Annotated in this window: 16 protein-coding genes; 13 read left to right on the forward strand and 3 right to left on the reverse strand. The window is 64.8% G+C overall.

Annotated elements, in window-relative coordinates:
• The 3 genes from VGD20_RS08030 to VGD20_RS08040 form a co-directional block, all read left to right on the forward strand.
• A partial coding sequence (locus VGD20_RS08030; RefSeq protein WP_331133945.1) for a hypothetical protein occupies positions 1-802 on the forward strand: 802 nt, incomplete at its 5' end.
• A gap of 705 nt (positions 803-1507) precedes the next feature.
• Positions 1508-1969 carry an RNA polymerase-binding protein DksA gene (gene dksA / locus VGD20_RS08035; RefSeq protein WP_331133946.1) on the forward strand — a complete coding sequence of 154 codons (462 nt, stop codon included), beginning with the start codon at positions 1508-1510 and terminating at the stop codon, positions 1967-1969.
• Positions 1970-2057: 88 nt separating this feature from the next.
• Complete coding sequence (locus VGD20_RS08040) at positions 2058-2447, forward strand: PilZ domain-containing protein (RefSeq protein ID WP_331133947.1); 390 nt, start codon at positions 2058-2060, stop codon at positions 2445-2447.
• A gap of 44 nt (positions 2448-2491) precedes the next feature.
• Here the strand turns inward: VGD20_RS08040 and VGD20_RS08045 are convergent, their stop codons facing one another.
• Positions 2492-2650 carry a YdcH family protein gene (locus tag VGD20_RS08045; RefSeq protein ID WP_331133948.1) on the reverse strand — a complete coding sequence of 53 codons (159 nt, stop codon included), beginning with the start codon at positions 2648-2650 and terminating at the stop codon, positions 2492-2494.
• Positions 2651-2776: 126 nt separating this feature from the next.
• On the opposite strand from VGD20_RS08045, the gene VGD20_RS08050 reads away from it, so the two are divergent.
• Positions 2777-2974, forward strand: a complete 198-nt coding sequence (locus VGD20_RS08050) for a YdcH family protein (protein WP_331133949.1) — start codon at positions 2777-2779, stop codon at positions 2972-2974.
• 103 nt (positions 2975-3077) lie between these two features.
• The gene (locus tag VGD20_RS08055; protein WP_331133950.1) at positions 3078-3527 is read left to right on the forward strand and encodes a DUF1465 family protein; all 450 of its coding nucleotides are present in this window, start codon (positions 3078-3080) and stop codon (positions 3525-3527) included.
• Positions 3528-3927: 400 nt separating this feature from the next.
• On the opposite strand, the gene VGD20_RS08060 is transcribed toward VGD20_RS08055, so the two are convergent.
• Together VGD20_RS08060 and pyk are read right to left on the reverse strand one after the other, a co-directional pair.
• Positions 3928-4701 carry an arginyltransferase gene (locus VGD20_RS08060; RefSeq protein WP_331133951.1) on the reverse strand — a complete coding sequence of 258 codons (774 nt, stop codon included), beginning with the start codon at positions 4699-4701 and terminating at the stop codon, positions 3928-3930.
• Positions 4702-4886: 185 nt separating this feature from the next.
• Positions 4887-6341: a pyruvate kinase gene (gene pyk / locus VGD20_RS08065; RefSeq protein ID WP_331133952.1), complete on the reverse strand. Its 1455-nt coding sequence runs from the start codon at positions 6339-6341 to the stop codon at positions 4887-4889.
• A 108-nt stretch (positions 6342-6449) separates the two neighbouring features.
• Between pyk and VGD20_RS08070 the strand changes: the two genes are divergently transcribed.
• From VGD20_RS08070 to VGD20_RS08105, 8 genes are all read left to right on the forward strand, one after another.
• On the forward strand, positions 6450-6770 hold the full coding sequence (locus tag VGD20_RS08070; RefSeq protein ID WP_331133953.1) for a DUF1244 domain-containing protein: 321 nt from the start codon (positions 6450-6452) through the stop codon (positions 6768-6770).
• Between the two features lie 64 nt (positions 6771-6834).
• Positions 6835-7077 carry a DUF2312 domain-containing protein gene (locus VGD20_RS08075; RefSeq protein WP_037555168.1) on the forward strand — a complete coding sequence of 81 codons (243 nt, stop codon included), beginning with the start codon at positions 6835-6837 and terminating at the stop codon, positions 7075-7077.
• 32 nt (positions 7078-7109) lie between these two features.
• Positions 7110-7427, forward strand: a complete 318-nt coding sequence (locus VGD20_RS08080; RefSeq protein ID WP_062184526.1) for a heavy metal-binding domain-containing protein — start codon at positions 7110-7112, stop codon at positions 7425-7427.
• A gap of 66 nt (positions 7428-7493) precedes the next feature.
• Entirely contained in the window at positions 7494-8240 is a 747-nt protein-coding gene (locus VGD20_RS08085; protein WP_331133954.1) for a YebC/PmpR family DNA-binding transcriptional regulator, read from the forward strand.
• Positions 8237-8653 (forward strand): nuclear transport factor 2 family protein, encoded by a 417-nt coding sequence (locus VGD20_RS08090; RefSeq protein ID WP_331133955.1) that lies wholly within the window; start codon positions 8237-8239, stop codon positions 8651-8653. The genes VGD20_RS08085 and VGD20_RS08090 overlap by 4 nt, the downstream gene beginning before the upstream one ends.
• Positions 8654-8657: 4 nt before the next feature.
• Positions 8658-9131 carry a crossover junction endodeoxyribonuclease RuvC gene (gene ruvC / locus VGD20_RS08095; protein ID WP_331133956.1) on the forward strand — a complete coding sequence of 158 codons (474 nt, stop codon included), beginning with the start codon at positions 8658-8660 and terminating at the stop codon, positions 9129-9131.
• Positions 9132-9243: 112 nt separating this feature from the next.
• A complete protein-coding gene (gene ruvA, locus VGD20_RS08100) occupies positions 9244-9843 on the forward strand; it encodes a Holliday junction branch migration protein RuvA (RefSeq protein ID WP_331133957.1) in 600 nt (199 codons plus the stop codon).
• Between the two features lie 70 nt (positions 9844-9913).
• The coding region (locus tag VGD20_RS08105) for a GIY-YIG nuclease family protein (RefSeq protein WP_331133958.1) at positions 9914-10160 on the forward strand (247 nt) is incomplete at its 3' end.

A 10160-nucleotide genomic window follows, 5' to 3' on the forward strand; every position in this document is an offset into this window, starting at 1 on the left:
AACGAGCGCAGCGGCTGCAGCGCCGAACAATAGCATCATCGGCGGTGCCGGAACAGGGGTCGGATCGCCTGACGATCCGCCATGGCTGCTGCTGCCGCCCGAGCTGGACGAAGAGGAAGATGATGAGCTGCTGCTCGACGACGAGGAAGACGAGCTGCTGGTCGTGCCAAAGCTGCTGGTGCCGCCCGTCGCGCCCGACGAGGTTGCGCCGCCCGACGAGCTGCTGCTCGATGACGAAGACGAGGAGGACGAAGACGAGCTCGAGCTGCTCGAGCTGCCGCCCTTCGACGAACCGCCCCAGCCCGAGCTGCCCTTCGACGAATTGCCGTGCGACGAACCATGCGAGGATCCGTGCGAGCTGCCGCCCTTCGACGAACCGCCCGACGAGGACGAGCTCGACGATGACGAGGACGACGATGACGAGGAGCTCGACGACGAGCTGCTGCTCGTGCTGGTGGTGCTGACGCTGCCCGTCGACGTGCTGACGCTGCCAGTCGAGGTCGAGACGCTGCCGGTCGAGGTCGAGACGCTGCCCGTCGACGTCGATACGCTACCCGTCGAAGTCGACACGCTGCCGGTGGAGGTCGAGACGCCCGACGAGGTGCTGGTCGACGTGCTGACGCCGCCAGTGGTCGTCGAGGTGACGACGATGCTGCCGCTGCTGCCGCCGCCGCTGCTGCCGCCGAAGAAACCGCCAAAGAAGCCGCCGCCGAAACCGCCGCCAAAGCCGCCGCCGATGACCGTCACGCCGCTACCGCCGCCACCGCCGCCTTCCCAGCCGCGCTGCGGGAAGGGCGCGTAAGGGATCGGAGGGAGCGGGATCGTCTGCGTCACGACCTGCGTCTGCGGGGTCGCGGTGCGGATCACGCGCTTCGTAGTGACGACGCGGCGCACGCGCTTCACCGGCTTGCGAGCGGCGTGGCGCTTGCGCACCACCTTCTTGCCGGCACAGGGCGAGCAGGATTGAACCGTCTGCGCGCGCGCCTTCGGCACGTCCGCGATCTGCATTGCGCCGCTACCGATGATCGCGCCGCCGCAGGTGCAGGCGCAAAGCTTGGCGAGGGCCATTCGGACAGACATAGGTTTCTCTTTCTTTCCCGTTGCAGGTGCGAAGCGCCATCGACCGACCACCCGATTTCGCCTTTGCTATAACCCAAAAGGCCAAAGCTTTATGAACACGGCAATTGCGTTAACCGCGTTTACCTGTCCGACAGCGGGAAAAGGGCGGTGGAATCAACCAAAAACACCGTATCTGTCCCAAAACAGAACGTAAACTGCAACGATTCTATGCGATTGGTTAATATTCGGCCCTAAATGGCACCTCCCGCAGCACGATCCGCGACCGGGATTTGCACTTCCATCCGGCGCCGGTTCAGCCCGGCTTAACGGGCGCGATGCGATGCGCTGCTTCGACGCTTGTATCGTGGCCAGCGGCTGGTTATAGGCGCGCCACTCCCCGCACCGCTTGGCGGCCCGCGGGCGACAGGAAAGGACGCGAGAGCCCCTCATGCCGACCAAGATTGCCGATGTTGGCGCAGACGCGCTTCGCGAAGCCAGATCCAATCTCGATTCGGATTATGTCCCCAGCGACGACGAAGAGTTCATGAACGAGCGGCAGCAGGATTATTTCCGCGGCCTGCTTTTCGCCTGGAAAAAATCGATCCTGAGCGAATCCGAATCGACGCTGGCGCATTTGCAGGACGGGCCGCTGCGCGAACCCGACCTTGCCGACCGGGCGTCGAGCGAGACCGACTGGGCGATCGAATTGCGCACCCGCGACCGCCAGCGCAAGCTGATCGCCAAGATCGATTCGGCGATCCGCCGCATCGACGAAGGCGAATATGGCTATTGCGCGGTCACCGGTGAACCGATTTCGCTCGCGCGCCTGCAGGCCCGCCCGATCGCGACGATGACGCTGGAGGCGCAGGAGCGTCACGAGCGCAACGAACGGATTTCGCGCGAAGATTAATCGCGCGCGCTGGCGTCCCATTTACGATTCCGCAACGACCTGTCCCTAGATTCGCGATCCTGACATTCAACGCGGGGAACAGGTCGCAATGGAATCGCGCGGTCCATCATCAGTAGACGAAGAAGTCGCGGCGCTGTCGCGCGGTGCCGATCGGGACAGCCTGTTCATGCAGGCCAGCCTGATCCTTCCCGGCCAGTCCGATCCCGTCGTCGTGCGCGTGCGCAACCTGTCCGCGGGCGGAATGCTGGCGGAGGCGAAGGCCAGGATTGCGCAGGACGCGACCGTCGAGGTCGAACTGCGCAATGTCGGGCAGGTTCCCGGACGCGTCGTGTGGGCGGGCGAAGGCAAGTTCGGCATCGCGTTCGACCGGCCGGTCGATCCGCAGGCGGTGCGTCGTCAGGTGGTTTCGGAGTCCGATCTGCCGCCGCATCTCCGGCGCACAGGCCTCGAACGAGGGCCTCTGTACCGCCGACGCTGATGCGTCCTGCATAGGGCGGCATCAGCGGGCGGTTGCCGCGATCGTCAGGCGATCGCGAGCATCTCTTCCTTGAGTCTCAGTTTCTGCTTTTTCATCTGGGCCAGCACGCCTGCGTCGGGACAGGGGCGGCGTTCCTCATTCGCAATTTTCTCGTCGAGGTCCGCATGGCGGGACTTCAGGGCGGAAAGGTGCGACGTGCTCATATGCCATTCTCCTTTTTCGACTCGATTGGCATGGCTGAGTAAATCACGAATCGGACCGAATGTCGTCGTGATTCGGTCAGCCGGTCCCCGTTGCGGACCAGTGGTGAACGTGGCAGGGAGACCGGTGTGAGCCCCGAGGAAATTACCCAGCGCCTGGAACTGCTTCGCGTCGAGCATCGCGATCTCGACGCTGCGATCATTGCGCTCGGCACGGGCGCGGTCCCCGACCAGTTGCAGCTTGCGCGGCTGAAGAAGCGCAAGCTCAGGCTGCGCGACGAAATCGCCTGGTGCGAGGACCAACTGGTTCCCGACATCATCGCGTGAATCAAAACGGGACGGCTTCGGGGTCAGATTTCATGGTTACCGCCATTGCCGAGTGCGGGGGCCGCATGGCATCCCCGCCGTCATGGTCGGTGGGCGAACGAACATGATGGCAATCGGCGTACCGGTGCAGCGCGCGCAGGTCGAAAATCTCTATGTCGAGGCGATGCTGCTCGCCGATGAAGCGCACGCTGCCTTTGCGGCGCAGCGCGACCTCGGGACCGCGCAGGGCGGCGCGCTGGGGCAAATCGGCCTCGCTTGCGAATCGCTGAAGACGACGACGCGCCTGATGCACATTATCGCATGGCTGCTCCACCGCCGCGCGATGTTCGCGGGCGATCCGGGCGCGGGCCCGAACGACAGCGCCGCGCGGATCGGCGAGCCGGTTGGTGCCGACTGGGATGTCTGCTCGGGTTTCGACGCGTCGATCCGCCGCGTGATCGCCGCCAGCGAACGGCTGTTCGAACGCATTGCCCAGATCGAAGCGGGATGGGATGCGCCGCGGGTACGGGCACCGGTGCAGCAGTTGCTGGCACAGCTCGAGGCGCGGCTGTAATAGCGGCGGGTGACTGAAACTGCCGCTAAACGACCGGGAGCTGCCGATAGGGGATGTGCACCCCGGCGAAAGCCGGGGCCCAGAGCGTAATCGCGCAATGCCAGCCTTCTGACCCCATGGGCCCCGGCTTTCGCCGGGGTGCACAAAAGGGACAGCTCCCACCCCAAATCAGACGCTCGAAAAAAGGCCTTTCCTACATTATCCGGCCATGCCAGCCTTCATTTCGGCTCTTTCATCGGGTGGACAAAAGCGTTTGCCGGCCGATGTGGGCAAACGGTCAGGGCCGGGCGCTTCCAGCACCCGGCAGGGTCAAATGGAACGGCGCACAAGGCTGACCTTTACTGAACTTTGGGCAATGTTGCGGCGCAGCGGCAGCTCTCCACCCCGAAGCCGACGACCGTCAGGCAAGCTCGAACATCGCCGCGATGCGCTCGGATTGGGTCGGTTCGAAGCGCGACCAGCCATCGGGGCCAAGCTTTTCCAGCGGGCGGAAGCGCGCCTTGTATGCCATGCGCGCCGATCCTTCGATCCAGTAACCGAGATAGACATAGGGCAGCCCGACGCGTGCCGCACGCTGGATGTGATCGGCGATGATATAGGTACCGAGCCCCTCGCGCATCGGATGGGCGGCGTCGAAGAAGCTGTAGATCATCGACAGTCCATCGCCCTGCCGGTCGGTCAGGCAGCAGCCGACGAGGCGGCCCTTGCTGCCGTCCGCCACCGGCTCGCGATATTCGATCATATAGCTGTCGACCGGAGTTTGCTCGACCATGTCGGCAAAATCCTGCTCGTCCATGTCGGCCATGCCGCCATCGGGATGACGCGAGCCGAGATAGGATCGCAGCAATGCATATTGCTCCTCGGTCGCCCATGGCTTGCACGCCGTGGCGACCAGATCGCCGTTGCGGCGCATGTTGCGCTTCTGCGAGCTGCTTGGGGTGAACTCGCTTGCGCAGACGCGCACCGACACGCACGCCGAACAGTCGGCACAGCTCGGGCGATAGGCGACCGACTGGCTGCGACGGAACCCGATGCGCCCGAGCGCGTCGTTGAGTTCGTTCGCCGTGTTGCCGCTGAGTTCGGTGAACACCTTGCGCTCGGTCTTACCCGCCAGATAGGGGCAAGGCGCGGGGCTGGTGACGAAAAAGCGCGGAAAACGGAACGGTGCGGACACGCGAGAAAGACCTCCGGACTGGCGATGCGGAGCCCCCCGACGCGGGTCCGACGCGCTACTTGCACCAACTATGCCGCGCGGCGTCAATGGTGCAAAGCGCATTTACCATTTTAGTCCGTCCCGTTCTGAATCAACGGGAAAATTTTGTGAATCGGCCGGTAACTTTTGTGCCGATTTGAATCGGATCAGCTGTATCCGCGCAGTTCGTCGCCGGTCAAAGTGGCGACGTGGAGGACGTTGGTCGATCCCGGCGTACCGAACGGAACCCCCGCCATCATGACGAGCTTCGCGCCGGCCTTGCAGATGCCGTGGCGCAGCGCCATGCGCTTGCCCTTGGCGATCATCTCTTCGAAGCTGCCGATGTCCTTGGTCGGCACAGCGTGTGCGCCCCACAGCAGGCCCATGCGCCGCGCCGCCTCGCGCTTCGGCGTCAGCACGAGCAGCGGGGCTCCTGGGCGCTCGCGCGCAACGCGGCGCGCGGTCGACCCCGAAGCGGTGAAACAGATGATCGCATCGGCGGCGATCGTCTGGATGATCGTGCCCGCCGCCTCGGCCAGCGCATCGGCCGTCGTCGCGTCGGGCGCGGTCTCGGTGAAATGGAGGCGGCGATAATAATCGGGATCGCTTTCGACCGAGCGCGCGATCGAATCCATCATGGTGACAGCTTCGACCGGGAAGGAACCCGCCGCAGTCTCGGCCGACAGCATGATCGCATCCGCCCCGTCGTACACGGCCGTGGCAACGTCGGACACTTCGGCGCGCGTCGGCGACGGCGAGACGATCATCGATTCGAGCATCTGCGTTGCGACCACCACAGGCTTGCCCATCCGCCGCGCGGTCGCGACGATGCGCTTCTGGAGCGGCGGCACCGCCTCGGGCGGCAGTTCGACACCCAGGTCGCCGCGCGCGACCATTGCCGCATCGGCAAGCTCGAGGATTTCCTCGATCCGCTCCACCCCCGACGGCTTCTCGAATTTCACCAGCAACGCCGCCTTGCCGCCGATCAGCCGCCGCGCCTCGGCGACGTCCTCGGGGCGCTGGACGAACGACAGCGCAATCCAGTCGACATGCTGTTCGAGCGCGAAGGTCAGGTCCTTGCGGTCCTTTTCGGTCAGCGCCGCCAGCGGGACGACGACGTCGGGGACGTTGACGCCCTTGCGGTCCGAAATCCTGCCGCCGACCTCGACGATGGTTTCGATACGATCCGGCGCAACGCTCTTCACGCGCAGCACCAGCTTGCCGTCGTCGATCAGCAACCGCGTGCCGGGTTCGAGCGCCGCGAACAATTCGGGGTGCGGCAGATGGACCCGCGTCGCGTCGCCCGGCGCCTTGTCGGCATCGAGCGTAAACGCCTTGCCCTTCCCCAGTTCGACGGGGCCGTCCCTGAACGTCCCGACGCGCAATTTCGGCCCCTGCAGGTCGACGAGGATCGTCGTCGGGCGGCCGGTGTCCTTTTCGAGCGCGCGGATCGCGGCGATCACCTTCGCATGCCCGGCATGATCGCCATGGCTCATGTTGACGCGAAAGGCGTCGGCGCCCGCCCGGTGCAGTTCGGCAATCATCTCGGGGTTGGCACTGGCGGGGCCAAGCGTCGCCAGGATGCGAACCTTGCGCTGGCGGGGAGTAAAGCTCTGAACCACAAATGCTCCGATGACGTGGGTAGGTTAGGTCGGGGACGCTAGGGCAATGCCGTCTTGATGCCGTCAAGGCAACAACCGTATAGCTATTCAACCATCAAAGGAGCCAGCATGTCCTGCAGCGACGACCAGACGAACGGCAATGATGCTCTCGACAGCCTCAACGATGCCGCCGCGGCCGCGGCGTTCCGCCGCCTCGTCCGCCTGCTCCGGCATCGCAGCGACGCCGCGAACATCGACCTGATGGGCCTCGCCGGATTTTGCCGCAACTGCCTGGGCGACTGGATCGCCGAGGCGGGCGATATGGACAGGGAAACCGGCCGCGCGATCGTCCACGGCATGGCGACCGCCGAATGGAAAGCCCGCTTTCATACGGCCGCGACCCCCGAACAGCTCGCACGGATGGAAGAAAGCATGGCCAAGAATCCCTGACGCCGCTAATCGGGCGCCGAGGCGATTCTCGCCACGCAATCATCCCATCCGAGCGGAGTATAAAATGAGCGAAGCCACCGTATCCGACGAACAACTGCGCCTTTTCATCGAGCGCATCGAGCGTCTGGAAGAAGAGAAGAAGGGCATCGCCGACGATATCCGCGACACCTATAATGAAGCGAAATCGCAGGGTTACGACCCGAAGATCATGCGCCAGATCGTTCGCCTGCGCAAATTGCCGGTGCACGACCGCAAGGAAATGGAAGCGATTCTCGACGTCTATAAATCGGCGCTCGGAATCGACTGACACCAACCCCGCCAAGCCACAGGAGAGTGACGATGTTCAGCACCACCACCAACAATGTCGAAGGCCGTCCGGTCCGCGAATATCTGGGCATCGTCACCGGCGAGGTGATCGTCGGCGCCAACCTGTTCCGCGACCTGTTCGCCAGCATCACCGACATCGTCGGCGGCCGCTCGGGCAAATATGAGGACGTCCTCGCCCGCGCGCGCAAGGAAGCGATCGCCGAGATGGAAGCCGAGGCTGCGCGCCTCGGCGGCAATGCGGTGATCGGCGTCGATCTCGATTATGAAGTGCTCGGCCAGAACGGGTCGATGCTGATGGTCAGCGCGTCGGGAACCGCCGTGGTTGTCTGATGCCGTTGTCTCTTGGCGCGCGCCGCGCTAGGGCGGCGCCAGATTTTTCCTTTGAGGAGGTAGGCCGTGGCCGGCCATAGCAAATTCAAGAACATCATGCACCGCAAGGGTGCGCAGGACAAAAAGCGCAGCACGCTTTTCTCGAAGCTCGCGCGCGAAGTCACCGTCGCGGCGAAGATGGGCCTGCCCGATCCCGACGCGAACGCGCGCCTGCGCGCCGCAGTCAACGCCGCCAAGGCGCAATCGATGCCCAAGGACAATATCCAGCGCGCGATCGACAAGGCCGCGGGCGGCGAAGGCGAGAATTACGAAGAAATCCGCTACGAGGGCTATGGCCCCGGCGGTGTGTCGCTGATCGTCGAGGCCCTCACCGACAACCGCAACCGCACCGCGACCAACGTCCGCACCGCGTTCAGCAAGAATGGCGGCAACCTGGGCACGTCGGGTAGCGTCAGCCACGGTTTCGACCGCCTCGGCATGATCAGCTACGCCGCCAAGGCGGGCGACGCCGACACGGTGTTCGAAGCTGCGCTCGACGCCGGCGCCGACGATGTCGAATCGTCGGAGGACGGCCACGACATCTGGACCAGCGTCGACAGCCTGCACGAAGTCGCAAAGGCGCTCGAAGCCAAGCTCGGCGAAGCCGAGGGCGTGAAGCTTGCCTGGCGCCCGACGCTGAAAAGCGAAGTCGCCGACGAAGCGACCGCGCAAACGCTGTTCAAGCTGATCGATACGCTCGACGACGACGACGACGTCCAGACCGTGTGGGGCAATTACGAAATCCCCGACGCGGTGATGGAGAAGCTGGGTTGAACGACAACGCGGCGGCAGGCGGCGAAGACCGGATTCGATCCGTCCTCGAAACCTATGCCGCCGCATGGAAATCGGGCGATCTAGCGGCCATTGCCGCCGCCTATCACGACGATTTCACCCTGCATTATCCCGGTGCCCATGCCTTGTCGGGTGTCCATGCCGGAAAGATCGCCGCGCTGACTGTCCTCGCGGATTTCTCGCGGCGGACGAGCCGGAAACTTGTCGAAATCGTCGACATCATGGCCGGGTTGCACCGCGGCGCCATCATCGCCCGCGAGCAGCTCGGCCGGGACGATGCCGCGGTCGAGGTCGAACGCGTGCTCGTCTATACCGTCGCCGACGGCCTGCTGCACGAATGCTGGATCCACGACGCCGATCAGGAGCTGATCGACCGGCTGGTCGGTCCGGCCTGATCCCGTGATCATCCTCGGTCTCGACCCCTCGCTCAGCTGCACCGGCTGGGGCGTCATCCGCGTCGAGGGCAGCCGGATCAGCCACATCGCCAACGGACAGGTGAAGACCGACGCGAAGGCTCCCCTTCCCGACCGGCTTGCGCATCTCGATACCGTGCTCGCCGCAGTGATCGCCGATCATGCGCCCGGGTGCGCCGCGGTCGAGGAAGTTTTCGTCAACGATAATCCGCAATCGACGCTGAAGCTCGCACATGCGCGCGGCGTCGTCCTGCTCGGCTGCGCGCGCGGCGGGCTGACGGTCGCCGAATATGCGCCGCGGCTGGTCAAGAAGGCGATCGTCGGCACTGGCGGCGCGGCAAAGGAACAGGTGCAGGCGATGCTGCGCGTCCTGCTGCCCGGCGCGAAGGTCGCGGGCGCCGATGCGGCTGACGCCCTCGCGGTCGCGATCTGCCATGCAAACCACCGGCCCAAGGTTTAAATCCTCACGCCGCTCGCCCTGAGCTTGTCGAAGGGCCGTTCTTCTCTTAAGGAGAACAAAAGGGGAAGGACGGGCTTCGACAAGCTCGGCCCGTACGGATGTTGGAAACCAGATGATCGCCAAACTCACCGGACGGCTGGACAGCAGCACCGCAGGCCACGCGGTGATCGACGTCGGCGGCGTCGGTTATCTGGTCGAGGCGTCGGCGCGGACGCTCGACGCGCTCGGCCCGGTCGGCGGCGACGTCACCATCCACACCGAAATGCTCGTCGGCGAGGATTTCCTGCGCCTGCTCGGCTTCGCCAAGGCCGAGGAGCGCGACTGGTTCCGCCTGCTCACCAGCGTCCAGGGCGTCGGCGCGAAGGTCGCGCTCGCGATCCTCTCGGCACTCGAAATCGGCGACCTCCAACGCGCCCTCGCCAGCGGCGACAGCGCGATGATCGCGCGCGCGAACGGCGTCGGGCCGAAGCTCGCGCAGCGGATCACGCATGAGCTGAAGGACAAGGCGGGCGCACTCGGTGGGATCGCCGGTTCGAGTCCTACCCGGGGAGGCGCACCCGGCCCGCTCGGCGATGCCGTCACCGCCCTCACCGGCCTCGGCTTCAAACCCGGCGAGGCGAGCTCCGCGGTTGCGGCAGCCAGCGAGGAACTGGGTGCGGGAGCCAGCCTCGACGCACTGGTGCGTGTGGCCCTCAAAAAGGCGGCCAAGTGAAAAAGCGAACTTCTCATACTCTCGTCATGCTGAACTTGTTTCAGCATCCATGGCCCTGACCTCCCCGCCCATGCGCGACGTCTTTCAGCCCTGCACCTACATCCTCGCCAGCCATCGCAACGGCACGCTCGACATCGGCGTAACCTCCAGTCTTGTGCAGCGGATATGGCAACACCGGAACGGAGCGACCGGTGGCTTTGCCGACCGTCATCGCGCCTACCGGCTCGTCCATTTCGAGCTTTTCGGGACAATGGCCTTGGCCATTACGCGCGAAAAGCAGCTCAAGAACTGGCATCGACCATGGAAGATGAACCTCA

Source organism: Sphingopyxis sp. (genome assembly GCF_036402335.1).
GTDB lineage: Bacteria > Pseudomonadota > Alphaproteobacteria > Sphingomonadales > Sphingomonadaceae > Sphingopyxis.

Excerpts from the sequence above, each read along its gene's own strand:
- VGD20_RS08080 (WP_062184526.1), top strand. The coding sequence starts at position 7,110 with ATGTTCAGCACCACCACCAACAATGTCGAAGGCCGTCCGGTCCGCGAA.
- VGD20_RS08045 (WP_331133948.1), bottom strand. The coding sequence starts at position 2,650 with ATGAGCACGTCGCACCTTTCCGCCCTGAAGTCCCGCCATGCGGACCTC.
- VGD20_RS08075 (WP_037555168.1), top strand. The coding sequence starts at position 6,835 with ATGAGCGAAGCCACCGTATCCGACGAACAACTGCGCCTTTTCATCGAG.
- VGD20_RS08040 (WP_331133947.1), top strand. The coding sequence starts at position 2,058 with ATGGAATCGCGCGGTCCATCATCAGTAGACGAAGAAGTCGCGGCGCTG.
- dksA (WP_331133946.1), top strand. The coding sequence starts at position 1,508 with ATGCCGACCAAGATTGCCGATGTTGGCGCAGACGCGCTTCGCGAAGCC.
- ruvA (WP_331133957.1), top strand. The coding sequence starts at position 9,244 with ATGATCGCCAAACTCACCGGACGGCTGGACAGCAGCACCGCAGGCCAC.
- VGD20_RS08055 (WP_331133950.1), top strand. The coding sequence starts at position 3,078 with ATGATGGCAATCGGCGTACCGGTGCAGCGCGCGCAGGTCGAAAATCTC.
- VGD20_RS08070 (WP_331133953.1), top strand. The coding sequence starts at position 6,450 with ATGTCCTGCAGCGACGACCAGACGAACGGCAATGATGCTCTCGACAGC.